The following is a 26,644-nucleotide window of genomic DNA, read 5'->3' as shown; positions in this document are numbered from 1 at the left end:
CATCAGGCGCGCTATTGTACAGCGTCGGGTGAATTTGCTGCGGCGCGGCGGGCAGGGTGGGCCCGGTGAACCGCATGGGCCGCATGGGCCGCATGGGCCGCATGGGCCGCATGGGCCGCATGGGCCGCATGGGCCGCATGAGCCGCATTGGCCACATGAGCCACATGAGCCACGTCCTGGCCGGGCGGCGTGCTCAGGACGCCACCGGCGGCACCCGCCTCGTCTTCAGGCTCGCGAGCCCGATGCCCGCGACCACGCAAGTGAGCGCGAAACCGTGCGCGAGGGTGGGCCGTTCGCCGAGAAACGTGATGCCATAGATCGCGGCGGCCACCGGCAACACCGCGCTGAACACGCCCGCGAGACTGCCCGGCACATGGCGGATGCCCTTCATCCATAGCCAGAACGAGAAGATGCTGGCCGACAGCCCGTACCACAGCACCAGTGTCCAGAGGCCGACTGGCACCGCCTGATAGTCGAAGTGCACGAGCGCGCCGGCGCCGAGCGGCAGCATCAGCAGCAGGCCGAACAGGTGCGTGTACGCGCAGATGTCGATCGGCGCGAGCGTTTGCGTGAGGCGGCGTGACAGGATGATGTAGAGCGATTCGCAGCACACCGCGCCGAGCACCATCAGATTGCCGACGAACGAGGTCTCGCCGGCCGCGTTCTCGCCAACGTGCGCGAGATTGATCACGACGACGCCGACGATCGCCAGCGCGATCGACGCGAGCGCCCGGCCGTTCGGCCGCTCCTTGAGGATCAGCCAGGACAGCAACGCGACGACCGCGGGGATCGTGCTGGTGATGACGCCGGCCGCCACCGCGCTGGTGCGCTGCACGCCATTGAGCATCAGCAACGTGAACCCGAAGGTGCCGAACAGCGCCTGCAGAAACAGGTTGACCCATTCGTCGCGTTTGACGCGGCGCAGCTTCGCCACACGCAGGAGCGGCCAGAGCACCGCCATCGCGATCACGAAGCGCAGCAGCGCGAACAGGGGGACGGGGACGAACTCGACAATCGATTTACCGATGCCGACATTGCTGCCGACCAACAGCATCGAGGTGATGAGAAGAAGGGCGTAACGATTCAAGCTGGAGTCCGGGCGACTAGTTCAGTTAGCATTGTAAGAGGCCGTGCGAACCAGCGTAAGGGCACCCGGGCGGACACAAGGGCGGATGCCCGACGTCGCAACGCGTACGATGTGCAACACGGTATGCGAGTTCGAATACATAAACGTGGTGTAACGCGTAGCATGCGCGCTTGGACTTGCGTAGTGTCGAGTGCGCCGCTTGTACCTCATGTGCGTCACACTTGAGGCCTACGCGGTACGTCGCATGTCTGCTCGGCTAAGGGTTTTCGCGGGCACGCCGATGCGGCTCGCGTAAGTGGCTGGTAAGTTGCAACGCTTATGTTTGACCATGAGAGCAGCGAGCTCGTCGCACGCATCCATGCTGCAGCGCCGCATGGATAGATAGTACCGACAGGCTGCGGCGCGGCGCCCGGCGTTTCGCTGCGCGAGGGTTGGAGACAGCGCGCGTCGATCATCGAGGTCCGCGCCGACAGGACAGGGTGCGCCACGGGCGCGCCGGCACAGGTTTTACGTTTCATCTTCACCAAGGGGTTGTCGATGTCTGCGATTGAATCGGTTCTTCAGGAACGCCGTGTTTTCCCGCCCTCCGCTGAAGCAGCGGCAGGCGCGACCATCTCCGGCATGGACGCGTACCAGGCGCTGGCCGCCGAAGCGGAACGCGATTACGAAGGCTTCTGGGGGCGCCTCGCTCGCGAGACGCTGAGCTGGAACACCCCCTTCACCAAGGTGCTCGACGAATCGAAGGCACCGTTCTACACGTGGTTCGAAGACGGTCAGCTGAACGCGTCGTATAACAGCATCGACCGTCATGTCGAAGCCGGCAATGGCGGGCGCGTCGCGATCGTCTTCGAGGCCGACGACGGCACCGTCACCAACGTCACCTATCAGGATCTGCTGCAACGCGTGTCGCGCTTTGCGAACGCGCTGAAGAAGCGCGGCGTGAAGAAGGGCGACCGCGTGGTGATCTACATGCCGATGTCGATCGAAGGCATCGTCGCGATGCAGGCTTGCGCGCGGATCGGTGCGACGCATTCAGTGGTGTTCGGCGGCTTCTCGTCGAAGTCGCTCAATGAGCGGCTGGTGGACGTGGGCGCGGTCGCGCTCGTCACGTCCGACGAACAGATGCGCGGCGGCAAGGCCTTGCCGCTGAAGAACATCGCCGACGAAGCCCTCGCGATGGGCGGCTGCGAAGCGGTCACGAGCGTGATCGTGTATCAGCGCACCGGCGGCAAGGTCGCGTGGAACGAAGGCCGCGACCTGTGGATGCATGAACTCGCGCAAGCCGAGTCGGATCAATGCGCGCCCGAGTGGGTCGGCGCCGAGCACCCTCTCTTCATCCTCTACACGTCCGGCTCGACCGGCAAGCCCAAGGGCGTGCAGCACAGCACGGGCGGCTATCTGCTGTGGGCCGCGCTGACCCTGAAGTGGACCTTCGACTGGAAGCCCACCGACGTGTTCTGGTGTACCGCCGACATCGGCTGGATCACCGGCCATAGCTACATCGCATATGGTCCGCTGACGCTCGGCGGCACCCAGGTCGTGTTCGAAGGCGTGCCGACCTATCCGAACGCCGGGCGCTTCTGGGACATGATCGCGAAGCACAAAGTCACGCTTTTCTACACCGCGCCGACCGCGATCCGCTCGCTGATCAAGGCCGCCGAGGCCGACGCGAAAGTGCATCCGAAGAGCTATGACCTGTCGACGCTGCGCATCATCGGCACGGTCGGCGAGCCGATCAATCCGGAAGCGTGGGTGTGGTATCACGAGAATGTCGGCGGCGGCCGTTGCCCGATCGTCGATACGTGGTGGCAAACCGAAACCGGCGGGCACATGATCACGCCGCTGCCGGGCGCCACGCCGCTCGTGCCGGGTTCGTGCACGCTGCCGCTGCCGGGCATCATGGCGGCGGTTGTCGACGAAACCGGCCAGGACGTGCCGAACGGGCAGGGCGGCATTCTGGTGGTGAAGCGTCCGTGGCCGTCGATGCTGCGCAACGTATGGGGCGACCCGGACCGCTATAAGAAGAGCTACTTCCCGAAGAACTCGGCGGTACGCTGTATCTCGCCGGCGACGGCGCGGTGCGCGACAAGGAGACCGGCTACTTCACGATCATGGGCCGCATCGACGACGTGCTCAACGTGTCGGGTCACCGGCTAGGGACGATGGAGATCGAGTCAGCGCTGGTGTCGAATCCGCTCGTGGCCGAGGCCGCGGTGGTGGGCCGGCCCGATGCGACCACGGGTGAGGCCGTGTGCGCGTTCGTCGTGCTCAAGGGCGCGCGTCCGCAAGGCGAGGCGGCCGTGAAGCTCGCCATCGAACTGCGCAACTGGGTGGGCAAGGAGATCGGTCCGATCGCGAAGCCGAAGGACATCCGCTTCGGCGAAAACCTGCCGAAGACGCGTTCGGGCAAGATCATGCGCCGCCTGTTGCGCTCGCTCGCGAAGGGCGAGGCCATCACTCAGGACGTGTCCACCCTGGAAAACCCGGCGATTCTCGATCAGCTCGGCGAGTCGCTCTGAGCGGTGGTTGGTCCGGGTCGTGACAAGCGCGTGTCGAACGATACGTGCTTGACCTGACGCAAAGGGCGATCACTTGTCGTCTGCTTGGACCACTTAGACCACACCGTCGATGCCACCGCGCGGACAATCCCGATTGCCTGCCCGGTGGCTTTTTGTTAAATAGGCGCATGGCCGCGCCGCACCACTCCTCTCACGCTACGCTTCATCCCGCGCCCGAACCGCCCGCGGTCTCGGCGGCGATGGCGCGTGCGCATCAAACGTACTGGCGCTTCAATCTCGCGCTGATCGCGACGCTCATGACCATTGGCTTCGTCGTGTCGTTCGTGCTGCCTCTGATCGCCCTCAGGTTGGCGCACGTGCGCATCGGCGGTTTCAGTCTGCCGTTCTATTTCGGCGCACAGGGCGCGATCCTCGTCTACCTCGCGCTAATCGTCGTGTATATCGTGCTGATGCAGCGTGCCGACCGGCGCCTGCAACGTGCGTTCGATGCCGATGCCGATGCGAATGCGAGCGCGAGCGCCGCAGCCAGCGCAAGCACGAATGCCGATGCCAACGCGTCGACCGGGCGCGGACGCTGAGCCGATGAAACTCACGCATCGGCTGATCCGCTCCTACGCGCTATATACGCTTGGCTTCCTGCTGTTTATCTACGTGATGTGGCGTATCGAGCGCAACACCGGCCCGGGTGTATGGATCGGCTATGTGTTCCTGTTCGTGCCGATCGCGGTGTACGCGGTGATCGGCGTGCTGTCGCGTACGTCCGATCTGGTCGAATACTACGTGGCGGGGCGGCGCGTGCCGTCCGCGTTCAACGGCATGGCGACCGCGGCCGACTGGTTGTCGGCCGCGTCGTTCATCGGACTGGCCGGGTCGATCTATGCAACCGGATACGACGGTCTCGCGTATCTGATGGGCTGGACCGGCGGCTATTGCCTTGTCGCGTTCCTCCTTGCGCCCTACGTGCGCAAGCTCGCGCGCTACACGATTCCCGATTTTCTCGGCACGCGCTTTTCGAGCAACGCGGTGCGCGGGCTCGCCGCGCTGGCCGCGATCCTGTGCTCGTTCGTCTATCTGGTCGCGCAGATCCAGGGCGTCGGACTGATCGCGACGCGTTTTATCGGCGTGGATTTCGCGATCGGCATTTTCTGCGGACTCGCGGGCATTCTCGTGTGCTCGTTTCTTGGCGGCATGCGTGCCGTCACGTGGACGCAGGTCGCGCAGTACATCATTCTGATCGCGGCGATCCTGATTCCCGTGTCGATGATCGCGCATAAGGACGGCCTCGGCTGGGCGCCGCAAGTCAGTTATGGCCGTTTGATGGAGCGCATGGAACGCCTCGAGCAGCAGGTGCGCGACGAGCCGCTCGAACAGACCGTGCGCGACGACTATCGACGCCGCGCGACGCTGATGCAGATGCGCCTCGACGCGTTGCCGCAATCGTTCGTCGACGAGAAGCAGCGGCTCACGCAGGAAGTCGCCGATCTGCGCCGCCACAATGGTCCGCTGCGCGACATCAAGGAGCGCGAAAGGGCGCTCGAACAGTTCCCCCGCGACGCCGCCGCCGCGCAGATCGTCTGGACCCAGCATCGCGACGAAATGCTGATGCGCGCGGCCGCGCCGGTGCCGATGCACGAGCCGTTTCCCGCGGTCAACGACGAGGATCGGCGCATCCACGAGCGCAATTTTCTTTCGTTGCTGCTGTGTCTGTCGCTCGGCACGGCGAGCCTGCCGCATATCCTGACGCGCTATAACACGACGACTTCGGTGGGCTCCGCGCGCCGCTCGGTCGGCTGGACGCTGTTTTTCGTCGCGCTGTTCTATCTGACGGTGCCGGTGCTCGCGGTGCTGATCAAGTACGAGATGCTGAGCAACCTGGTCGGCCATCACTTTGCCGATCTGCCGCAATGGCTGATGCAATGGCGCAAGGTCGAGCCGAGCCTGATCAGCCTCGCCGATACGAACGGCGACGGCATTGTGCGGTGGAGCGAGATCCAGATGCAGCCGGACATGGTGGTGCTCGCCGCGCCGGAGATCGCGGGGCTACCGTATGTGATGTCGGGTTTGATCGCGGCCGGCGCGCTGGCCGCGGCGCTGTCGACCGCGGACGGATTGCTGCTGACGATCGCCAACGCGTTGTCGCACGACGTGTACTACCACATGGTCGATCCCGGCGCGTCGAGCCAGCGGCGTGTGACGATCTCGAAGATTCTGCTGTTGGGGGTGGCGCTGTTCGCGTCGTATGTGGCGTCGCTGAACACGGGGAATATTCTGTTTCTGGTGGGTGCGGCGTTTTCGCTGGCGGCGTCGAGTCTGTTTCCGGTGCTGGTGCTCGGCGTGTTCTGGAAGCGCACGACGCGGCTCGGCGCGGTGGCCGGCATGGTGGCGGGGCTCATGGTGTGCATCTATTACATCGTCTCGACCTATCCGTTCTTCACGCAGATGACGGGCTTCACGGGCGCGCGCTGGTTCGGCATCGAGCCGATCAGTTCGGGCGTGTTCGGCGTGCCGGCGGGGTTCCTGGTGGCGATCGGCGTGAGTCTGATCGACCGCAAACCGGATGCTTATACGATCGCGCTGGTGGATTATATCCGGCATCCTTGAGCGGGTTTTCGCATGGGTGTGGCGCACGGCGTGAAGTTTGCTATAATTCGGCTCCCCGCCGGAGAGATGGATGAGCGGTTTAAGTCGCACGCCTGGAAAGCGTGTATAGGTTAATAACCTATCCGGGGTTCGAATCCCCGTCTCTCCGCCACCCTTCCCATAAGGCTTTGCGGCCGATTCAAAATCAGAGCTGCGCCATAAAAGTAGGCTTTCGTCGAGGGCCAATCCTGACACGCGAAGGGAATCGGCCGGCCCATGCCCGACCACAACCTCGCCAGCACCATGCTAAACCGCTTGCGTAGTCTCGCATCCTGAAATTCGCTCGCCTGGACCTCCTTGTCGAACCCCGCTCGTTCGTCCGCCTGTCGGTTGCCGGCCATCTCGCTCGCACACGAAATATGACGAAGGCCAGGTTACCAGGTTTCGCAACAGAGTTGTGGGTAATTGCAAGGTCCGCAACACGCTTACTGTTCAACTAAATCCGAGGCAGCCTTTCACTCGCAGCAAATGAGACGACCGCGCAATGCGGCTCGCATGCTAGTGCTGAATTACTTCGATCATGGCGGGGTAGCCTGCACTGGCTGGTAACAGTCCACCTTCAACATAGACGTTACGACCATCGATCTCGACGATTCCGCGGACCGTGCCGTCGGCCAGCTTGACGACGTCGCACGGCTTCAAATCCGCCACTACCGAAGCATTGCTGACGAAGAAGCCCGCTCGCGTTCTCGATATGCCCCGGCTCCAATTCACGTCGGAGAAGTCGGCGGGTTGCACGCTGATGACGTGTTCCAGTATCGAGTCCCGCGAAAACTTGGTTTGCGCTCCTCCAACACAGGCGTTTTCGCTGGGAAGATTCGATACGCCGACTTCCCGCTGCCACCCGAATACCCTCGCGCTCCATGGACGAACTGAATCGACCGGCAGGCTCACGGCGCGCGAAAGCACACATGCGGAAACTTTCTCCAGACAACCGAAATTGTCGAGGACGGCGACTCGCGCGGAGAAGTCCGCGTTAGTCCGTTGAATCGCGGGAATTGAGCCAATGACGAGAAAGACGGCCGCCACCGCGGAGATCGCAGGCGCCACAACGCACACCGAGCGGGCGGCACTAATTGAATTCGCAAATGTTCCGATCCAGAAGAGGGCAGTCCACGGCAGATACCGAACCGCGAAAAAATAGCTGAAGTTCACATTCGCATTGCGCAAGTCCTCGTAGGCGATGTTGAGTGTGACACTCGTCAAACAGGCGAGCAGGCCGAGGGTCGAAATAAACACGAGGTGCGCACTGCCCTGTTTGAAGCGTACAAACCGGACGATCGAAAAGAAATAGGCGCAGAGTCCAACAGCACCCAGGATCGCATCGGCGGCAGTGCTCAGCGCTCCGAACGCCACTCCGTGTCCGAGCAGATACGAGACGTATGCCGGGATCCCGAGCCAGGCAGACGGCGCGTGGATCATTTTCGCTAATATCGCCGCCAGGTGGATATGAGGTGTCGTCGGATAGTGAGCCGCGTACACCGAAAATTCCACCGTCAGCAAAACCGCAATAACGGCGAAGCTCTTTCTGCGCATTATTAAAGCGAATGCGATCAGAACAGGAATCGCCAGAACGCCAGCCCCATGACTGATGATCGCGACAGCGAAGAGCAGCCCGGCGACGAATGACTTCGACACAGTTTGATCGCGCGTGAGTAAATACGAGGCTACTGTTATCAGAGACGCGGTGCCGATCAATGTGACCTGAAACGGCCACTCAAGGATGCCTATGTTTTGAGGGCCAAGCAGAAGGAAGGTTGCAAGACCAATCAGCGCGAAGCGTGTCGCGCGATCCCGTTCAGATTCAAAGATGGACACTGAGATTGTTGCGATGGTCGCCAAACAAAATGCAAAGCTGGCCGCGTACAGCAACCATGCGCGCCCCCCGAAGAACATGACATCCAGATACGCCAAGCTGAAGACAATGAAATGTGGGTGGTCAACCTGTCGGCGAAACACGAAGTCCGCGACGCTGATCTCTCCGTGCTTCAATTGAGCGGCGCGAAAAAAAACCTGCTCGTAATCGCTGGAGAAGAGGGGGAGATACGTCCGGGCGATTACCGCCAGGGTGATAGTTGCCGCCGCTATCCCCGCGAGAAAGACGAGGAACGATAGCAATTCTGTTGTACGATTTGTGGATTTAATTCTGTGCACTGGCGGCGGTCTCCGGTTCGAGCCGAAAGTGTAACGCACGGCAAATATCTACAGTTCAGGAGTATGCGCAGAATGGCCGCAGCCGGCGTGATCGCGGGCCTTTTCTACACCACGATGCCCCTTGCGATGAGCCGCCGCGACGTCGTCGTCGAGTCGGCCGGCAAGGTTCACGAGATAGCCGCAGGCGGTTCGACATCGTAGTGATGCGCATCTTGCACTAAACTAGCGCCCGCCCAAGCCCGCTACGTAAAGAGCAACCCACCGATGCCCCCGTCTCCCGCCGACCCCGCCGATTCCCCGACCTTCAGCCTCCCGAAACACCCCCCATTCCAGCGCTTCTGGTGCACGCGCATCCTGTCGTCGCTGTCATTCCAGATGCTCGCCGTGGCGATGGGCTGGCACATCTATGCGCTCACGCATAGCGCCTTCGCGCTGGGTCTCGTCGGCCTCGCACAATTTCTGCCGATGTTCCTGCTGACGCTGGTGGTCGGCCACGTCGCCGACCGCTACGACCGCCGCCGCATCGCAGCCATCTGCCAAAGCCTCGAAAGCGTCGCTGCGTTGCTGTTCGCTTTCGGCACCTTCGGCGGCTGGATCAGTGCGCCGGTCATCTATGTGCTGGCCGCCTGCGTCGGCGCGGCGCGCGCGTTCGAATCGCCCGCGGTCGCCTCGCTATTGCCCGCCGTCGTGCCGCGCGGCTATTTGCCGAAAGCGACCGCATGGGCTACCTCCGCGAATCAGACGGCGCAGATCGCCGGTCCCGCGCTGGGTGGTCTGCTGTATGGCATCGGTCCGGGCGCTGCCTACCTCGCGTGCACGCTGTCGTTCGCGGCCGCCGCCGCATCCGTGTGGAGCATCCCGCTGCAAACGAAACCCGCGAGCCGCGCGCCCGTGACGCTCGAGTCGATCTTTTCGGGCATCGCGTTTATCCGCAAGGAGCCAGTGATTCTCGGCGCACTCTCGCTCGATCTGTTCGCCGTGCTGTTTGGCGGCGCGACCGCGCTGTTGCCGATCTTCGCGCGCGACGTGCTGCACACTGGGCCGCTCGGTCTCGGTCTGCTGCGCTCGGGCACCGCGATCGGCGCGCTCGCGGGCACCATCTGGCTTGCGCATTTCCCGTTACGCAACCGGCCCGGCGCGGCGATGTTCGGCGGCGTGATCGCGTTCGGCCTGGCCACGGTGGTGTTCGGTCTGTCGCATCAATTCTTCGTGTCGCTGTTTGCGCTGATGGCGTTGGGTGCGTCGGACACCATCAGCGTGGTGGTGCGCCTCTCGCTCGTGCAATTGCGCACGCCCGACGAAATGCTCGGCCGTGTGAGCGCGGTCAATTCGCTTTTCATTGGCACCTCGAATCAACTCGGCGAATTCGAATCGGGCGTGACGGCGGGCTGGTGGGGTGCGCGGACGGCGGTGCTGGTCGGCGGCATCGCGACGATCACGGTCGCCTTGCTGTGGATGAAGCTGTTTCCGGCACTGCGCGACACCCGCTCGCTGGAGCGTGGAGAGGAACTGGCGCCAAGCAGTTGATCGAGAGTCGTGACAGCGTTCACCAGGATCGGCCGCGTGGCATGCAAATGCGCGCCTCGCGCGATTGAGGCCACCTCGAGTCCGCGCCAGGGCCGCATGACGCGCGACGATTTCGCGAGGCATCCGTGCGCGTGACACCTGCATGCTCCGCTGGAGCGCCACGAAGGGCAACCAGAGCCGGTGTGACGCGCATACCCCATCTGCCCATCGTCACACAACGACGACCCTGGAGCCGATGCCGGCACCCGCTATGATGGTGCGATCGTCACTCGGCCATCATCATCATGCGCATCGCCCCTTTACCTCCGCTCCAGTGTCTGGTCGCGTTCGAATCGGCCGTGCGGCATGCGAGCTTCACCAAGGCCGCCGCCGAACTGCATTTGACGCAAAGCGCGGTGAGCCGGCAGATCGCCCAGCTCGAAGACTTTCTTGGCCGCTCGCTATTCGTGCGCGAGCATCGGGCGTTGCGTCTGACGATCGCCGGCGAAGGCTACGCAAAGCACGTGCAGTGGCTGCTCGCCACCTGCTCCGAAGCCACGCTCGACGTGATGAAGCGCTACGGCGATCTCGAACTGACGATTGCGTGCTCGTCCGGCGTCGCGGTATTGTGGCTCACGCCCCGGCTTGGCGCGTTTCGTGCGGCGCATCCGAACGTGAAGATCAGAATGATCGTGCGTGACGGTCTCGCGTCGCTGTCGCCCGCGGAATTCGACGTGGGTCTGTACTACAGCCGTCAGCGTGCCGAACCGCATTTCACCGCACGCCGTATCTTCGACGAAGAGGTGTACCCGGTATGTTCGCCCGGATATCTCGCCGGGCGTGTGCTCGGACCCGCGGACCTCGCGCACGAAACCCTGCTGATGCAGGAGGACGGCCAGCGCCAATGGATGTCCTGGCCCGAATGGTTTCGTCTGAATGGTGTGCAGATGCCGACCGCGCCGCAGTCGGTCGTCGTCAATCACTATCCGCAGCTCGTGCAGATGGCGATTCTCGGCCAGGGCGTGGTGCTCGGCTGGCGGCATATGATCGACGCGTGCCTGAGCGAGGGGCTGCTGGTGCGCGCGACGCAGGCGTCGGCGAGTCACGGCGGCGGCTATTACGTGGTGTCGCCGAACGATCGCTCGCAGAACCAGGCGGCGCGCCTCTTCACGCGCTGGCTGTTCGAGCAGGCCGAAGCGCAGATGGGCAGGACGGCCTTTTAATTCCCTGAATCCCGCTTCGCATGCGCTACGCGCATGCGTGCATGCGAATCTTTCGTTTCGAAAACAAATCAGGTGTCTCTAGGATCGGTGTTATGCCTGCGAAGGCGCCGCTCGCTCATGGCGCGGCGCGTTGCCGACACTTTCGCCTGACAGGGCAGCCAGATGAGGAAAGAGACCATGCAGGGAACGCTTTCATCCAACGTCGCACTCTGCGTCGACTCGCTCGCGCGGCAACGGCGCCGCGCCATCATCGCCACCGTGCTCGGCAACGGGCTCGAGTGGTTCGACTTCACCGTGTACAGCTTTTTCGCGGTCATCATCGCGAAGCTGTTCTTTCCGACCGGCAATGAACTGAGTTCGCTGCTGCTCGCGGTCGCGACCTTCGGCGTGGGCTTTTTCATGCGGCCGGTGGGCGGCATCGTGCTCGGCGTGTATGCGGACAAGGTCGGCAGAAAGGCGGCGCTCTCGCTGACCATTCTGCTGATGGCGGGCGGCACCGCGTTGATCGGCCTCGCCCCGACCTACGACCAGATCGGCCTGTGGGCGCCGGTGCTGATCGTGATCGCGCGTTTGCTGCAAGGCTTCTCGGCGGGCGGCGAAATGGGCACCGCCACCGCCTTCCTCACGGAATACGCGCCGTCGAATCAGCGCGCTTTCTATTCGAGCTGGATTCAGTCGAGCATCGGCTTCGCCGTGCTGCTCGGCGCGGCGGTCGGCACCTTCGTGACCACCAACCTGAGCGCGGACGCGTTGCACTCGTGGGGTTGGAGAATGCCGTTCCTGATCGGCATTCTGATCGGACCGGTCGGCTATTTCATCCGCAGCCGCATGGATGAAACGCCGGCGTTCAGCGCGGTGGCCGACGAAGCGAAGAACGATTCGCCGCTCGCCGAAGTGTTCCAACGCTTTCCGCGCGAGACGTTCGCGAGCTTTTCGATGGTGATTCTGTGGACCGTCTGCACCTACGTGCTGCTGTTCTATATGCCGACCTACTCGGTGCGCACCTTGCATCTGCCGCAATCCACCGGCTTTTTCGCGGGCATGTTCGGCGGCCTGATGATCATGTGCTTCTCGCCGGTGGTCGGCAAGCTGGCCGACCGCTTCGGCCGCCGCGTGTTCCTGTCCGGCGCGGCCGTCTCGATCCTGCTGCTCGCATGGCCGATGTTCGCCTACATCAATCACACGCCGGGCCTCGCGTCGCTGATGGTGTTCCAGGGCGTGTTCGGCTTGCTGATCGCGGCGTACACCGGCCCGATTCTCGCTGCGTTCTCCGAACTGTTTCCGACCAAGGTGCTGTCGACCGGCTTGTCCGTCGCCTACAACTTCGCCGTGACGATTTTCGGCGGCTTCGCACCGTTCTTCATCACGTGGCTGATCGCCTCGACGGGCAGCAACATGGCGCCCGCGATCTACGTGATGATCGCCGCGGCCATCAGCCTCACCGGTACCTTCTTCGTGCGCGATTCGCGCCGACGCCGCGCCTGAAGCGGCGCGTGCGGCCCGCCGAGGGCCGGACGGTTTCCTTCATCCAGTCAGGAAGATATCAATGAGCATTACGGTAATCAGTGGCGGCAGCGTACTCGATCTCGCACAGGGCGTGTTGCTCGAACATCATCATGTCGTGATCGAAAACGGCCATATCGTCGAAGTCACCGATCGTCCCGTCGACCTGCCGAACGCGCGCGTGATCGACGCGCGCGGCAAGACGGTGATGCCTGGCCTGATCGACTGTCACGTGCACGTGCTGGCTTCACGCGCGAACCTCGGCGTAAACGCGGCGCAGCCGAACATCCTCACCGCGATTCGCGCGTTGCCGATTCTGAAGGCGATGCTCGGGCGCGGCTTCACGAGCGTGCGCGATGCGGGCGGCGCAGATTGGGCGCTGACGCAGGCACTCGAAAGCGGCCTGATTCCGGGGCCGCGAATTTTCCCGTCGGGCAAGGCGTTGTCGCAGACCGGCGGTCATGGCGATTTCCGGCCGCGCGGCGACGTGCTCGAACCGTGCTCATGCGCGTTTCGCGCGGGCGCGATTGCGCGTGTGGTCGACGGCGTGGACGCGGTGCGGCTCGCCGTGCGTGAAGAGATCCAGAAGGGCGCCACGCAGATCAAGATCATGGCGTCGGGCGGCGTCGCGTCGCCGACCGATCCGATCAGCAACACGCAGTATTCGGAGGACGAAATCCGCGCGATCGTCGCCGAAGCCCAAGCGGCCAACACCTACGTGATGGCGCACGCGTACACGGGCCGCGCCATCTCGCGGGCGATTCGCTGCGGTGTCCGAACGATCGAACACGGCAACCTCGTCGACGCAGCCGCCGCGCAACTGATGCGCGAGCATGGCGCGTTCGTCGTGCCCACGCTCGTCACCTACGACGCGCTGGCCAAACACGGCGCCGACTACGGCTTGCCGGCCGATTCGATCGCGAAGCTCGAAACCGTGCGCCAGGCAGGGCGTGATTCGCTGCAGATCTATGCGAATGCGGGCGTGCCAATGGGTTTCGGTTCGGACCTGCTTGGCGAGATGCACACGTTCCAGAGCGACGAGTTGCGCATTCGCGCCGAGGTGCTCGGTAATCTGGAAGCGCTGCGTTCGGCCACGACGATCGCTGCGGACATCGTCGAGTTGAAGGGCAAACTCGGCATCATCGAGGCGGGCGCGATTGCGGACGTGCTGGTGGTCGACGGCGATCCGCTGAAGGATATCGGCGTGCTGACCGGGCAGGGCGAGCGTCTCGCGTATGTGTTGCAGCGAGGCGAAGTGGTGAGCGAGCGGGGCGTCGTCGCGTCGCACTGATTCGCCATCGGGCGCCGCTTCGCGCAAGCTGCGCCCGGCTGTCATGGCACCGGCGCTTTCCCAGCACGGTGACGCTGCGGGCACGCAGCGTCAGTTTCTCCACGCCCAAGCGGGCGTTCGTGCCAGACGTGCGAGATGCGCCAGACCGGCCAGAGTGCCGTCGCCAGCATCGCGCCGGGACAGTTCCCGTCACGCCCGCGCGACGCTCGTGCGCCAGGCGCTCCAGCGCACCGTCGCCAGAATCGACGCGGCGACGATCAGCGCGCCACCGATCCACGCGGTCGCCGAAATCCGTTCACCTAACCAGATGCTCGCGAACAGCGCGCCGAACGCGGGCTCGCTGCCCATCAGCAGCGACACGCGCGTCGGACTGCTGCGCTTGATCGCGAAGTTCTGCGCGAAGAACGCAAACAACGTGCAGGCCAGCACCAGATACGCGACGTAGGCCCAGAACGTCGCGTGGCCGTTCAGCGTCGGCACCGCTTGCCATTGCTGATGCGGCGCAAACAGCCACGCCGCCGCCGCGCTGCCGAACGCCACCACACCCGACTGAACGGCAGTCACCGACAAGGGCGGCAGCGCCGAATCGCGCATCACGCGTTTGGTCACGCACACAGTCAATGCGCGCAGCAACGCGGCGAGCAGGATCAGTGCGTCGCCCGGATTGAAGCTCAGCGCGCCATCGCCGGCCAGCAGCCACGCGCCGAGCAGCGACAGCGCCACCGCGGCCCATTCGATGCGGCTCGGCCGGCGCTTGAGCAGCCACCATTCGACGAGCGGCGTCAACACCACGCACAGGCTGATCAGAAACGCGGCGTTGGCCGCACGCGTCATCAGGATGCCGAAGGTTTCGCACAGGAAGATGCCGAGCAGCAGCATGCCGGCGATCAGCACGCCGCGCAGCGTGCGGGCGTCGGCGGCGCGCAGGTGGCGCAACGCGGGCGACAGGATCACGAACGTGATGCCGAAGCGCAATGCCAGCAGGCCCAGCACCGGATAAAACACCAGCGCGCTCTTCACGACACCGTAACTGGTCCCCCATACCACTGCGACCGCGAGCAGCATCAGATCGGACTGCAGGAGCAGACGTTCTTGTTTCGACATTGAAAGACCTCGACCGCGAACTACGGAGCGCGTATTGTCGAGCTTTGCGCGTAAGGCGATAATCAGGTCGTCACGCACATCTTATATGTCGCAAACGCATTAATCGATGCCCCGCCGAGAGAGCCTCCCCAATGACCACCACCGAGCTTTTCGCGCTGCTGCCGGACATGGCAGTGTTTGCACGCGTCGTCGATGCCGGCAATTTCTCGGTGGCCGCGCGTCAGTTGGGCAGCACGCCGTCCACGGTCAGCCGGCAGATCAAGCGGCTCGAGGACGCGCTCGCGACCCGTCTGCTCGAACGGTCCACGCGCACGGTCCGGGTCACGGAATCGGGGGCGCAGGTGGTGCGGTTCTGCCGCGACATGGTGAGCGCCGCGTCGGGTGCGGTCGACGCCGCCGGGCAACTGGCTGGACGGCCGCAAGGCAAGGTGAGCGTGAGCGCGCCGACCCAGTTCGCGAAGGCGGTGATTCATCCGCTGATCGCCGGCTTCCTGCGTGCGTATGACGAAGTGGATCTGCAACTGCTCTTCACCGACCACGACGTCGATCCGCTCGCCGACGACGTCGATCTGGTGATCCGTCTGACCGAGCATCCGCCGCAAGGTCTGGCGGGCCGGCGGTTGGGCGCGGTGCGCTGGTTGCTGGTGGCGTCGCCCGGGTATTTGCGCGAGCGTGGCGCGCCTGCGCAGCCGCGCGATCTGCAGAAGCACGACTGCATCTATCTCGGCGAAACCGCCGACGACAACCGCTGGCGCTTTCGCCGCGGCACGGAAACGCAAAGCGTCGATGTGAAGGGGCGTTACATCGCCAACCATGCGCTCGCGCGGCTCGAAGCCGCGCAGCAGGACTTCGGCATCGCGAGCGTGCCGGAGTTTGCCGCCGTGCGCGCGTTGCAGAGCGGCGAACTGGTGCAGGTGCTGCCGGACTGGCGTCTCGAAGCGCGCGCCTACGAGGGCACGGTGTGGCTGCTGTATCCGCCGAACCGTTTTTTTGCCGCCGAAGGTGAGGGCATTGATCGATTACCTGGTCGAGCATCTGCGCGAGCGCCTCGATGCAAACTGACGCACCGGGCGCACGAGCGTAATCGACCTCGCGCCACCTCTTACAACCTCAGGCGGCCGCCGGCACCGCCCCCAGCGCATGCCGAATCGCATCGGCCAGTTCAGCCGCGGCGAACTTCGCCACGTACCCATTCGCGCCGGCATTCTTCACGTGCGCTTCGTTCGCCGCGCCCGTCAACGATGAATGGATGATCACCGGAATATCGCGGGTCCGTTCGTCGGCTTTGATCTGGCGCGTCAGCATGAAGCCGTCCATCTCCGGCATTTCGAGGTCGGTCAGCACGAGCGCGATATGGTCCTTGGCCCGCGCGCCGCTCGATTGCGCTGCGCACGCGACCTGCTGCAAGGTATTCCACGCTTCTTCGCCGGTCTTGGTCATCACGTAGTCCGCACCGATCGCGCTCAAGGCCTGCTCGATCAGCTTGCGCGCGAAACCGGAATCGTCGGCGGCGAGAATCTTCGCGCCAGGGCGGATGCCCAGCGCCTCACCGACCGAGGTGGGATCGACGCTCGGGTGCTGTGACGGAAACACGTCGCGCAACACCTGCTCCACGTCGATCACCTGCGCGAGCCGCGAATCGCCCGTATTGCCGTCGATGCGCGCGATGCTGGTGACGAGATTGCCGCCCGCGGTGCCGTCGGCGGACAGCACCTGGTTCCACTCCAGCCGCACGATATCGTCCACTTCCTCGACCGCGAACGCCTGCGTCGAACGCGCGAATTCCGTGACCAGCAGGATGTTCAGACCGCGGGTCGGCTCGCAGCCCATCAGACGCGGCAAGTCGATCACCGGGATGATCTGCCCGCGAATATCCACCGCGCCCATCACGAACGGCGACGAACCGGCGATCGGCGTGACCGGCGGCATGGTCGAGATTTCCCGCACTTTGAAGACGTTGATTCCATACAGCTCGTGTGCGTCGCTGCCCGGCACGCTGCCGAGGCGATACAGCAACAACTCGAATTTGTTGGAACTGGTCAGGTTGCTGCGTTCGTGATTGGCTCGCTGTTCTTCCGCCATCGAATCTCTCCAGGATTGCGCCGTGTGTCGTGCGCCATGCAGTGTTGCGTCGGCCCCTGGCGCGTGGCTTACCTTCGGGTTATCGGCGCGGTCTGAGAAAAATTCAGGGGTTCCGCGCTGTTTTAATCGCATCGTCCGGTTAACACGCACGCGTCGGGCCGAACGCGTGAAATGCGTGCGATACCTGCATGTCAAGGCATTGTTATGAAGGTTACCTAAGGTTACAGAAGCGACAGCACCGTTTCACATGGTCTTTCGCGCGCCTCCTAGAATCGACAGCGATAAAAGCGTGACGCCGTCGGCGGCCCCAGGTGGGGCTGCAATTTTGCCCGCAGTGTGTTGTTCGACGCGCACACGCATCGCTGTTGTTTCGCTTCCACCTCAAGGAGAACATATGATCCGCTTGCCTCTCGCCACCCTCGCCAGCGCCTGCATGACCGGCCTTCTGGCTGTCGCCACCGCGGCCAGCGCTCAGACCACAACAGCCGCACCGGCAGCGGCGGACACGGGCCGTCTGCATGCCGCCGACCAGACCTTCATCGCGGACGGCACCCAGGCCATCGCGACGCAGCGCGACGCCGCGCGCATCGCCACGTCGCGTTCCACCGACCGCGACGTGGAGGCATTTGCCGAACGCGTCTCGACCGATAACGCGAAGATCTCGGACGCGCTGCGCGCAGCGAGCCCGCGCGGCGTCGACGTGCCGAAGAACGATCCCGACGCGGCGGTGCTCGCGAGCATCAACAATCTGCGCGGCGCGGAGTTCGACAAGACGTATATCGAACAGGTCGCGCTTGCCGGCGAACAGAAAACGTTGTCGGCGTTCCAGGCGGAAATCGCCTCGGGTCGCGACGAGCAGTTGAAGGACGCGGCGAAGAAGGCGTTGCCGACCATTCAGCAGCACTACGCGATGGCGCAGGATCTCGCGAAGCGCAAGCATCTGTCGGGCACGGCGCAGTAAGGGGTTTGACGCGTGTTGCGTCATGTCTCGTCGCCGGTGCGTGACGCGTAAAACGTAATGCGCGCGGCGCGGGCCGGACGGCGGGAATGTCCGGCCCGGCGCAAAACCGGCGTGCCACGCATGCACGCCGCACGCCGCGCTTCGCGTGGCAGGCCAGCAGTGGTTCGAAGCGGTGCTTTCGACGATAATCGCTCTTTTCTTGCGTGCTACGCGCAGCGTCTCGCCCGACGCCTTGCGCATCGGCACCGCACCGGCGATTTCTCGCGCATCCCATCGAAGCTGACCGTATGAACAAGCCCGGCAATCTGCCGCAACAGTTGGAGTACATGCTTCGGCAAGCCGTCGCGCTGCAGCGGAACGGCGCGATCGTCGAGGCCGAAGAACTCTATCGCGAGATTCTCGAACTCAAGCCGCGCCATTTCGATGCATTGACATGGCTCGGCGAACTCGCGCTGCAAACGGGCCGTCCGCAAGAGGGCAGCGATCTGCTCAAAAAGGCGCTGGCCGTCAACGCGAAACAGGCGCCGGTTCATTCGAACCTGGCCTACGCGCTGAATGCATTGCAGCGCTACACCGAAGCCCTTGCCAGCGCCGATCGCGCGCTCGCATTGCAGGCGAATTTCCCCGACGCATTGAACAATCGCGGCAACGCGCTGGCCGGTCTGAACCGGCCGCTCGATGCGCTTGCCGCTTTCGATCGCGCCATCGCGTCGATGCCGCAGGCCGCGCCGTTCTGGAACAATCGCGCGTGCCTGTTGCGCGACATGGGCCGCGCCGGCGACGCGCTCGCAGACCTCGATCACGCCCTCGCGTTGCGCCCCGACTATGCCGCGGCGTGGAGCAATCGCGGCAACGTGCTCACCGACATGAACCGGCCGCAGGAAGCGGAGCACAGCTACCGGCGCGCGTTGGAACTGGCGCCGGCATTCGTCGACGCATGGAACAATCTCGGCCTTGCACAGACCGATCTCGATCAGCATGCGCAGGCCCTATCGAGTTATGAGCGCGCGCTCGCGCTCGATCCTGAATCGGTGGAAACGCGCTGGAACCAGTCGCTGTGTCTGCTGCGAATGGGGCGGTTCGAAGCCGGCTGGCGGCAATACGAATCGCGCTGGGAGCGCAGTCGTATCAAGGCGGCGAGGCGCGGTTTCGCGCAGCCGCTGTGGCTCGGTGATTTTCCGCTCGACGGCAAGACGATTCTGTTGCACGCGGAGCAGGGGCTTGGCGACACGCTGCAGTTTTGCCGCTATGCCGCGCTGGTGTCGAAGCTCGGCGCTAAGGTCGTGCTCGAAGTGCCGTCCTCGCTGATGCGCCTGATGACCACGCTCGACGGTGTCGGCCAACTGGTCGAAGCGGGGCGGCCGTTGCCGACGTTCGATTGCCACTGTCCGCTGCTGAGTTTGCCGCTCGCATTCAGGACCGACGAGGCGAGCATTCCGGCGTTCACGCCTTATCTGTTCGCGGATGCCGAGGCCGCGCGCGCATGGCGCGAGCGTATCGACACCCAGGCCGGTCGCCGTCTGAAAGTGGGCCTCGTGTGGGCGGGCGAAAACCGCTCGCACGTCGCGGAGTTGCGCAGGATCGACGAGCGCCGCTCGATCGCGCTCGAACGCTTCGCCCCCATCTTCGAGGTGCCGGACGTGTGCTTTTTCAGCCTGCAGAAAGGCGCAGCGGCGTCTCAGTTGCGGGTTAGCGCGCTGAGCGGGCGCGTCGTGGATTACACGGAAGACTTGCACGATTTCGCGGATACCGCCGCACTCGTTGCCAACCTCGATCTGGTGATTTCGGTGGATACGTCGACCGCGCATCTGGCCGGCGCATTGGGCAAGCCGGTCTGGATTCTGAACCGCTTCGACACCTGCTGGCGCTGGTTGCTGGAGCGCAGCGATACGCCGTGGTATCCGGGCGCGCGGCTGTTCAGGCAGCCTGCGTTGGGGGATTGGGACAGTGTGATGCGGGCCACGCGGGAAGCGTTGAGCGCGTCGGCGGGAGGGAGAGAGTAGGGAAGCCGGTTGCGCCTGTTCGTGGACGGTGAGGTTGATTCGCTCGTCGTGCATCGCGTTGCCGCCAATCGCCAGCCATCCCATCGACGCATTTATTCAGACACGCGTAGACTGAACGTCCGTTTTATCGACGGCTAGGCCACGGGAGAGTCAACAATGGAATACAGACATCTGGGTGCATCCGGTTTCAAGGTGCCGGTTCTGAGTTTCGGCACGGGCACGTTTGGCGGCAAGGGCGAACTTTTCGAGGCGTGGGGCGCCACCGACGTCGCCGAAGCGCGCCGCCTGATCGACATCTGCTTCGACGCGGGCGTCACGATGTTCGACACCGCGGACATCTATTCGAAGGGCGCATCTGAGTCGGTGCTCGGTGAAGCGCTCAAGGGCAAGCGCGACAAGGCGATCATCTCGACCAAGGCGACCTTCCGTTTCGACGACGACCCGAACGGCGTCGGCTCGTCACGCTTCCATTTGATCCAGGCGGTCGACGCCGCGCTCAAACGCTTGCAAACCGATTACATCGACCTGTTCCAGTTGCACGGCTTCGACGCCAGAACGCCGGTCGCCGAAGTCCTGTCGACGCTCGACGATCTCGTGCGCGCCGGCAAGATCCGCTACACCGGCGTGTCGAATTTCTCCGGCTGGCATCTGATGAAGTCGCAGGATGTCGCGGACCGCTACGGCTATCCGCGCTATGTCGCGAATCAGACCTACTACTCGCTGGTCGGCCGCGACTACGAGTGGGAGCTGATGCCGCTCGGCATCGACCAGGGCGTGGGCGCGGTGGTGTGGAGCCCGCTCGGCTGGGGGCGTCTGACCGGCAAGATCAAGCGTGGCCAGCCGCTGCCCGATTCGAGCCGGCTGCACAAGACCGCCGACATGGGCCCGCCGGTGCCGGACGAATATCTATTCCGCGTGCTCGATGCCATCGACGAGGTCGCCGCCGAAACCGGCAAGACGGTGCCGCAGATCGCGTTGAACTGGCTGCTGCAACGGCCGACGGTGTCGACGGTCCTGATCGGCGCGCGCAACGAGGAGCAATTGCGGCAGAACCTCGGCGCGGTCGGCTGGAACCTGACGCCCGAACAGGTTGCGAAACTCGACGCGGCGAGCGCCGTGCGCCCCGCTTATCCCTATTGGCACCAGGAAGGGTTCGAGGAGCGCAATCCGAAGGCGGTGTGAGCGCGCCGATGCCCGTACCGGCGCCCGTGACCAGGACGATGTTCTTGCCCATTTTTTCCTCCGATTCGATTCAGTTCAATTGAAAATGCGATGCCCGTGAAGGCCGCGCGAGGCGCGCTCGCGACGCGCTTGCCGCATGCGTCGCGGGCGCCCGCAGCGAGTCGGTCGCCTCAAGCGAGGCCGCCGTTCGCGCGCAGGATCTGACCATTGACCCAGCTCGCATCCGCGCTTGCGAGGAACGCCACCACCGAGGCGATATCGTCCGGCTGGCCGAGGCGTTGCAGCGGCGGCATCTTCGCGAAGTTCTGGATCTGTTCTTCGGTCTTGCCGTCGAGGAACAGCGACGTCGCGACCGGGCCCGGCGCCACCGCGTTGACGGTGATGTTGCGGCCGCGCAGTTCTTTCGCGAACACGTGCGTGAAGGCTTCGACGGCCGCCTTGGTCGCGTTGTAGATCGCGTAGCCCGGCATGTTCAGCGCGAGCGTGGTGCTCGAGAAGTTGACGATGCGCCCGCCGTCGTTCATCCGCGCGGCCGCTTCGCGCAGCGTATTGAAGGTGCCGCGTACGTTGATGTCGAAGGTCTGGTCGTACAGCGCGTCGCTGGTGTCGGCGAGCGGCACCGTCTTGAGCACCCCGGCGTTGTTGACCAGCACGTCCACCTTGCCGAGCTGCTGTTCGGTGACTTCGAACATGCGGCGCACGTCGTCGGCGTTCGATACGTCCGCTTGCACCGCGATCGCCTTTGCGCCTGCGGCGGTGAGTTCGGTGACCAATGCATCGGCTTCGGCCGCGCTGGATGCGTAGTTGATGGCAACCGCGAAACCGTCCTTCGCGAGACGTTGCGCGACCGCCGCGCCGATACCACGGGATGCGCCGGTCACGATGGCGACTTGAGCGTTGTTGAGCGTGTTCATGATTCGTTTCCTTCGAGGTGGTGAGTTAGCGAGGTGAATCATGGACGCTTTTGCGGCGTAGATAATCGGGTTAGACTGGGCATAATCATTCCATTTACTTTAATAATCGGCGGCATCTAACCGCCCGGGATGCCAACCATGGATCGCTTCGAGGAAATGCGGGTTTTCGTGCGGATCGCCGAGCGGCAGAGCTTCACGCGCGCGTCGGACGACCTGCAGATTCCGCGCGCGACCGTCACCAATCTGATGAAGCGCATGGAGCAGCGGCTCGGCGCGCGGCTGCTGGAGCGCACCACGCGCACGGTGCGGCTCACGCATGACGGCGAGGCGTATTACCGCCGCTGCGTACGGTTGATCGCCGACATGGAAGAGGCCGAGGGTTCGTTCTCGAATCTCGCGCCGAAGGGGCTGTTGCGGGTGAATCTGCAGGGCACGCTGGCGCGGCACTTCGTCGTGCCGGCGCTGCCGGCGTTTCTCGCGCGCTATCCCGAGATCGAACTGACAATCGGTGAGGACGATCGCCTCGTCGATCTGGTGCGCGAGGGGATCGACTGCGTGCTGCGCGCGGGCAATCTGCAGGATTCGTCGATGGTGGGGCGGCGCGTCGCGCAACTGCCGCAGGTGACGGTGGCGAGTCCGGCGTATCTCGCGAAATATGGCGAGCCGGCCGATCCGGCGGCGCTGTCCATGCACCGCGCAGTAAATTACGTATCGAGCGCGACCGGCAAGCCGGTGCCGCTCGAATTTCGCATCGACGGGCGGGATAGCGCGATGGTGCTGCCGTCGGCGGTGTCGGTGACGGGCGCCGAGCTTTATGCCGGGTCGGCGCTCGCCGGACTGGGGATCGTGCAGGTGCCGCAATACCGGGTCGCGGGGGAACTGGCGGCGGGGCGGCTGAAGGTCATCCTCGCGGATTTTCCGCCGCCGCCGATGCCGGTTTCGGTGCTGTATCCGCAGAATCGCCAGTTGTCGTCGCGTGTGCGGGTGTTTGCGCAGTGGCTGCGGGATATTTTCGAGGCGGCCGGCGGGGCGGCGCGGGGCGGCGTGTGAATGAGGCTGCGCGGACGGCTTGGTGGCGATACGGGGAGCGTAGGCGCGAGGCCGTCAGTCGGTGGCTCGCATGGATGCCTTATGGTGAGGCGATGCGAGCGCCACATTATCGACGCGCAGACCAGCCACGGACGAAGGAGCGACGGAATCTGTTTGCATGAGCGTCACGTCTTCACCAACTGCAGTTGTGACGCGGCCGCTGTAGCGAGGATCGGCGCCGCGCAATGAATGTTCCACCTTCCTGTACCGCCGTCGGGTTAAAGCGGGGCGGCGTTGTTCATGCGATTTTTCCGAAGGCACATCGCGCGATCTATTCGGCCCTTTGCCGGCCGCCATATCGCTATAGTGGACGCCCAGCAGCGCGTTGCCGTACCATCTTTTCGTCAAACTTGTTCGAAGGAATGGGACATGTTGTCCGAAGACGAACTGGCTTTGCTCGACGCGATTCGCGAGACCGGCAGCCTGTCGCGCGCGGCGGCGCGCCTCGGCAAGGCGCCGTCCACGGTGTCGCATGCCGCGCGGCAACTCGAAACCCGCTTTGATGCGCTGCTGTTCGACAGGCGTCGCTACCGGCTGCAACTGACGCCCGCCGGCCAGCTTCTCGCCGACGAAGCCGCGCGCCTGATGCTCGACATGGCGCGCATGACGCAGCGCGTGAAGCAGATCGCGAGCGGCTGGGAGGACCGGCTGTGGGTGGTCACCGATGAGATCCTCGAGTTCGAGCTGCTGATGCCGGTGGTGCGCGCATTCGATGCGCTCAACTCGGGCGTCAAGTTGCGCTTCACGCACGAAGTGCTGAGCGGCACATGGGAAGCGTTGCGCGACGGCCGCGCGGATCTGATCGTCGGCGCGACCAATGAGCCGCCGGCGATTCCCGGCCTGCGCTGGTTCGAACTCGGGGTGATGGACTGGGTGTTCGCGGTGTCGCCGCGTCATCCGCTGGCGGCTGTCGAAGGGCCGCTCGGCCGCGAGCGGATCCTCGAACATCGCGCGGTGGTGGTGGCCGATTCGTCGCGCACGACGGCGGGGCGGGCCTATGGCGTGATGGGCGGGCAGGCGTCGCTGGCGGTGCCGAGCATGCGGGCAAAGATTCTCGCGCAGCGCGACGGCTTGGGGGTGGGGTGGCTGCCCCGTCAGCGGGTGGCGTCGCTATTGAAGCAGGGCGAGCTGGTCGAGAAGACGACCGCCGATCCGCGCGAGCCGAACGTGTTGTACGTCGCGTGGCGTGGCGATCATGAGGGGCGCGCGTTGCAATGGTGGCTCGAACAGTTGCGGCAACCGCGGCTGGCGAAGCGGCTCGTGCGCGGGGTGGATATGACGCTTGGGTTGGGAGGCGTTCAGCGTTGAAGTGGGTGTGGGGGTGTTGCCGTTGCGGGGGCTCCTTGGCCGCGTTGGTCGTTTAACGTTGAGCCGGTATTCCGTTTGAGTTGCGAGCTGTCTGCGATCTGGTTCGCTTGACGTTGCGTCGAGCGTTCCTGCCGGGCCGTATTCCCTTGCGACTGGGGCAAAGCACGATCCGGTGACGGCAGCGAGTGACAGAGTGCAGATGGCGAAGACTATTCCAGGCGCGACGTTGCTGATGCTGCCCGCGGTACATCTGCCGAACGTTGAGTTTCCGCGCGGGAATTCGTCGACGCGCTCGTGTCGTTTGTACTATCGCCAACGGCCTGAGGTTTTGCGGCGGGCAGTCGGACTGGCAGATTTACCGCGATGCGATGGTGAGGCGCGCGAAGTGACTGCCCGCGATCAATCCACCTTGCGGCCTTCAGTGCGTGTCATCAGCAGAGGTCAACGTCCAGCGTGTCTCGACAAGTCGGCGCATGATGGTTGGCGATTGATGCGCGACGGCGCATGATGAACCGCTGACCGAAAGCGGCAAATCGCTGACAGGCCAGCAACAGGTCCATGGCGAGCGCGTCAGCGAGGCGCCATCCCTGCGGCAATCTGCCGACACCTGTTTTTCTGCGTGGGCCGCGCGGCTTCTCATGGGATCATACGCACCGCGTCAGGCGACAACCCTTTCGCACGATACACCCGAAGGAATGGCCCTTGAGGTGCGCCCGACAGCAGTATCCTCGGAACACGCCCAAAGAAAAACTCCCTCGGAACACGCAATAACTGGAGCGACACAATGATAGAAGGACTGGTGGGAGGACGTTTATACGGCGAGGCTCAGATCCGCACGGGGCAGAACGGCAGGCGCTTCGTCACCTGCAAGGTGCGCGCGGCCACCAACGACGGCGACACGATCTTCGTCAACGTGATTGCATTCGATGACGACGTGCAAACCGCGCTGCTCGCCTTGGGCGACGCCGACAGCGTCGCCCTGAGCGGCACCTTGACGCCCAAGGTCTGGACCGACAAGAACGGCCTCGTCAAACCGGCCATCGACATGATCGCCCACAAGCTGTTGAGCGCTTACGACGGGCGCCTCGACGGCGGCGAATGAGGCGCTTTGGCGGACTTGCCGGCGGCGTCGTCGAGGTACTCGACGAAGCGGTCGGCGACCGGCTCCGCATCGCCGCTCCTGCGCAACAGCAGCACTTGCGATAGCAGCGTCTCGCCGCGCAGCGGCAAAAAGCACACGCGCGGGTCCTGCACCTGCCGCAAGGTGTACGGCACCAGCGCGACCCCCATGCCGAAGCCGACCATCGTGACGACGGTCTGCCACAGGCGCGCCTCATGGCGAATCAACGGACTGAACCCCGCGCTCACGCACTGCGCGATGATCAGATCGTGATAATGCGGTGACACGGTGCGCGGAAACAGAATGAACGGCTCCTGTGCGAGCGCGCGCAGATCGACCCGGCGCTTGCGCGCGAGCGGGTGATCGGCCGGCAGGCAGCACAGGAACGGCTCGGCAAACACCGGCGTGGACGTGACGTCGGACGGGAAGTTGCCCCAATGCGCGCAACCCATGTCGATCTGCATTCGCTGGAGCGCATGCACCTGCTCGCTGGTGTTCATCTCCTTCAATTCGATTTCGACGCCCGGATAGTCGGCCTCGAAACGGCTCACCGCGTGCGGCATGCCGCGGTACAGCATCGAATTCACGAAGCCGATCCGCAGGCGGCCAGCGAGGCCGTGCGCTGAGCGCATCGTGATGCGTTCGGCTTCGCCTGCCTGCAATAGCAGGCGGCGCGCTTCGCCGAGCAGCACCTGACCGGCGTTGGTCAGCGCGACCGACTTGTTGGTGCGCGCGAGCAGTTGCACGCCGAGCTGTTCTTCGAACTTGCGGATGTCGAAGCTCAAGGCCGGTTGCGAGATGAACAGCCGCTTGGCCGCGCGGCCGAAATGCAGTTCCTCGGCGACCGCCACGAAATAGCGCAATTGCTTCAGGTCCACGGCAGTCTCCGTCGTTATCGATAAGCGGCGTCTATCGTACCGGATATAAGTTGTATTAGACGATTATCGAAGCCGCTTCT

The 26,644-nt window shown here is 64.1% G+C and carries 20 protein-coding genes, 1 tRNA gene and 2 pseudogenes; 16 read left to right on the top strand and 7 right to left on the bottom strand.

The genetic code is table 11. From position 1 onward, the window contains the following. Window positions 1-193: 193 nt before the first annotated feature. Entirely contained in the window at window positions 194-1,087 is an 894-nt protein-coding gene (locus B0G69_RS17355; RefSeq protein ID WP_121318962.1) for a DMT family transporter, read from the bottom strand. Between the two features lie 537 nt (window positions 1,088-1,624). Here B0G69_RS17355 and acs point away from each other — a divergent pair. The 4 genes and pseudogenes from acs (at window position 1,625) to B0G69_RS17335 (ending at window position 6,358) form a co-directional block, all read left to right on the top strand. After that, window positions 1,625-3,606, top strand: a pseudogene (acs, locus tag B0G69_RS17350) (acetate--CoA ligase). A 167-nt stretch (window positions 3,607-3,773) separates the two neighbouring features. Further along, the gene (locus B0G69_RS17345) at window positions 3,774-4,184 is read left to right on the top strand and encodes a DUF4212 domain-containing protein (protein WP_121318960.1); all 411 of its coding nucleotides are present in this window, start codon (window positions 3,774-3,776) and stop codon (window positions 4,182-4,184) included. Between the two features lie 4 nt (window positions 4,185-4,188). Continuing rightward, the gene (locus B0G69_RS17340; protein WP_121319511.1) at window positions 4,189-6,207 is read left to right on the top strand and encodes a sodium:solute symporter family protein; all 2,019 of its coding nucleotides are present in this window, start codon (window positions 4,189-4,191) and stop codon (window positions 6,205-6,207) included. Window positions 6,208-6,267: 60 nt separating this feature from the next. Beyond that, window positions 6,268-6,358 (top strand) — tRNA-Ser (locus tag B0G69_RS17335). 386 nt (window positions 6,359-6,744) lie between these two features. Here B0G69_RS17335 and B0G69_RS17325 read toward each other — a convergent pair. After that, the gene (locus B0G69_RS17325; RefSeq protein ID WP_147440735.1) at window positions 6,745-8,400 is read right to left on the bottom strand and encodes a hypothetical protein; all 1,656 of its coding nucleotides are present in this window, start codon (window positions 8,398-8,400) and stop codon (window positions 6,745-6,747) included. A 72-nt stretch (window positions 8,401-8,472) separates the two neighbouring features. On the opposite strand from B0G69_RS17325, the gene B0G69_RS42745 reads away from it, so the two are divergent. The 5 genes from B0G69_RS42745 to B0G69_RS17305 all read left to right on the top strand — a co-directional run bounded on the left by B0G69_RS42745 (window position 8,473) and on the right by B0G69_RS17305 (window position 13,923). Continuing rightward, window positions 8,473-8,601 (top strand): hypothetical protein, encoded by a 129-nt coding sequence (locus B0G69_RS42745; protein ID WP_277873545.1) that lies wholly within the window; start codon window positions 8,473-8,475, stop codon window positions 8,599-8,601. Window positions 8,602-8,664: 63 nt separating this feature from the next. Continuing rightward, a complete protein-coding gene (locus tag B0G69_RS17320; RefSeq protein WP_121318954.1) occupies window positions 8,665-9,927 on the top strand; it encodes an MFS transporter in 1,263 nt (420 codons plus the stop codon). Window positions 9,928-10,211: 284 nt separating this feature from the next. Further along, window positions 10,212-11,129 carry a LysR substrate-binding domain-containing protein gene (locus tag B0G69_RS17315; protein ID WP_121318953.1) on the top strand — a complete coding sequence of 306 codons (918 nt, stop codon included), beginning with the start codon at window positions 10,212-10,214 and terminating at the stop codon, window positions 11,127-11,129. A gap of 177 nt (window positions 11,130-11,306) precedes the next feature. Next, window positions 11,307-12,614 carry an MFS transporter gene (locus B0G69_RS17310; RefSeq protein WP_121318951.1) on the top strand — a complete coding sequence of 436 codons (1,308 nt, stop codon included), beginning with the start codon at window positions 11,307-11,309 and terminating at the stop codon, window positions 12,612-12,614. A gap of 61 nt (window positions 12,615-12,675) precedes the next feature. After that, window positions 12,676-13,923, top strand: coding sequence for an amidohydrolase family protein (locus tag B0G69_RS17305; RefSeq protein ID WP_121318949.1), 1,248 nt, complete (start codon window positions 12,676-12,678; stop codon window positions 13,921-13,923). A gap of 189 nt (window positions 13,924-14,112) precedes the next feature. On the opposite strand, the gene B0G69_RS17300 is transcribed toward B0G69_RS17305, so the two are convergent. After that, a complete protein-coding gene (locus tag B0G69_RS17300) occupies window positions 14,113-15,027 on the bottom strand; it encodes a DMT family transporter (RefSeq protein ID WP_121318946.1) in 915 nt (304 codons plus the stop codon). Window positions 15,028-15,158: 131 nt separating this feature from the next. On the opposite strand from B0G69_RS17300, the pseudogene B0G69_RS17295 reads away from it, so the two are divergent. Beyond that, window positions 15,159-16,089 (top strand): annotated as a pseudogene (locus tag B0G69_RS17295) (LysR family transcriptional regulator). Between the two features lie 48 nt (window positions 16,090-16,137). On the opposite strand, the gene B0G69_RS17290 reads toward B0G69_RS17295, so the two are convergent. Beyond that, window positions 16,138-17,109 carry a chemotaxis protein gene (locus B0G69_RS17290; RefSeq protein ID WP_121318945.1) on the bottom strand — a complete coding sequence of 324 codons (972 nt, stop codon included), beginning with the start codon at window positions 17,107-17,109 and terminating at the stop codon, window positions 16,138-16,140. A 394-nt stretch (window positions 17,110-17,503) separates the two neighbouring features. On the opposite strand from B0G69_RS17290, the gene B0G69_RS17285 reads away from it, so the two are divergent. The 3 genes from B0G69_RS17285 (at window position 17,504) to B0G69_RS17275 (ending at window position 21,255) form a co-directional block, all read left to right on the top strand. Continuing rightward, on the top strand, window positions 17,504-18,070 hold the full coding sequence (locus tag B0G69_RS17285; protein WP_121318944.1) for a DUF4142 domain-containing protein: 567 nt from the start codon (window positions 17,504-17,506) through the stop codon (window positions 18,068-18,070). Between the two features lie 287 nt (window positions 18,071-18,357). After that, window positions 18,358-20,073 carry a tetratricopeptide repeat-containing glycosyltransferase family protein gene (locus B0G69_RS17280; RefSeq protein ID WP_121318943.1) on the top strand — a complete coding sequence of 572 codons (1,716 nt, stop codon included), beginning with the start codon at window positions 18,358-18,360 and terminating at the stop codon, window positions 20,071-20,073. Between the two features lie 156 nt (window positions 20,074-20,229). Next, entirely contained in the window at window positions 20,230-21,255 is a 1,026-nt protein-coding gene (locus B0G69_RS17275) for an aldo/keto reductase (protein WP_121318942.1), read from the top strand. Between the two features lie 170 nt (window positions 21,256-21,425). Here the strand turns inward: B0G69_RS17275 and B0G69_RS17270 are convergent, their stop codons facing one another. Beyond that, window positions 21,426-22,169 carry an SDR family oxidoreductase gene (locus tag B0G69_RS17270; protein ID WP_121318940.1) on the bottom strand — a complete coding sequence of 248 codons (744 nt, stop codon included), beginning with the start codon at window positions 22,167-22,169 and terminating at the stop codon, window positions 21,426-21,428. A 138-nt stretch (window positions 22,170-22,307) separates the two neighbouring features. Between B0G69_RS17270 and B0G69_RS17265 the strand changes: the two genes are divergently transcribed. Continuing rightward, on the top strand, window positions 22,308-23,219 hold the full coding sequence (locus B0G69_RS17265) for a LysR family transcriptional regulator (RefSeq protein WP_121318938.1): 912 nt from the start codon (window positions 22,308-22,310) through the stop codon (window positions 23,217-23,219). A gap of 408 nt (window positions 23,220-23,627) precedes the next feature. Further along, window positions 23,628-24,566: a LysR family transcriptional regulator gene (locus tag B0G69_RS17260; RefSeq protein ID WP_121318936.1), complete on the top strand. Its 939-nt coding sequence runs from the start codon at window positions 23,628-23,630 to the stop codon at window positions 24,564-24,566. A gap of 431 nt (window positions 24,567-24,997) precedes the next feature. On the opposite strand, the gene B0G69_RS42740 is transcribed toward B0G69_RS17260, so the two are convergent. Beyond that, window positions 24,998-25,126 carry a hypothetical protein gene (locus tag B0G69_RS42740; protein WP_277873544.1) on the bottom strand — a complete coding sequence of 43 codons (129 nt, stop codon included), beginning with the start codon at window positions 25,124-25,126 and terminating at the stop codon, window positions 24,998-25,000. Window positions 25,127-25,350: 224 nt separating this feature from the next. On the opposite strand from B0G69_RS42740, the gene B0G69_RS17255 reads away from it, so the two are divergent. Beyond that, complete coding sequence (locus tag B0G69_RS17255; protein WP_121318934.1) at window positions 25,351-25,668, top strand: single-stranded DNA-binding protein; 318 nt, start codon at window positions 25,351-25,353, stop codon at window positions 25,666-25,668. Here B0G69_RS17255 and B0G69_RS17250 read toward each other — a convergent pair. Then, a complete protein-coding gene (locus B0G69_RS17250; protein WP_121318932.1) occupies window positions 25,638-26,564 on the bottom strand; it encodes a LysR family transcriptional regulator in 927 nt (308 codons plus the stop codon). The two genes, B0G69_RS17255 and B0G69_RS17250, sit on opposite strands and share 31 nt — an antisense overlap. Between the last annotated feature and the right edge of the window lie 80 nt (window positions 26,565-26,644).

It is taken from the genome of Paraburkholderia sp. RAU2J, assembly GCF_003634845.1.
GTDB lineage: Bacteria > Pseudomonadota > Gammaproteobacteria > Burkholderiales > Burkholderiaceae > Paraburkholderia > Paraburkholderia fynbosensis.
The sequence above is the reverse complement of the archived record's forward strand: the minus strand, read 5'-3'. Positions and strand labels throughout refer to the sequence as shown.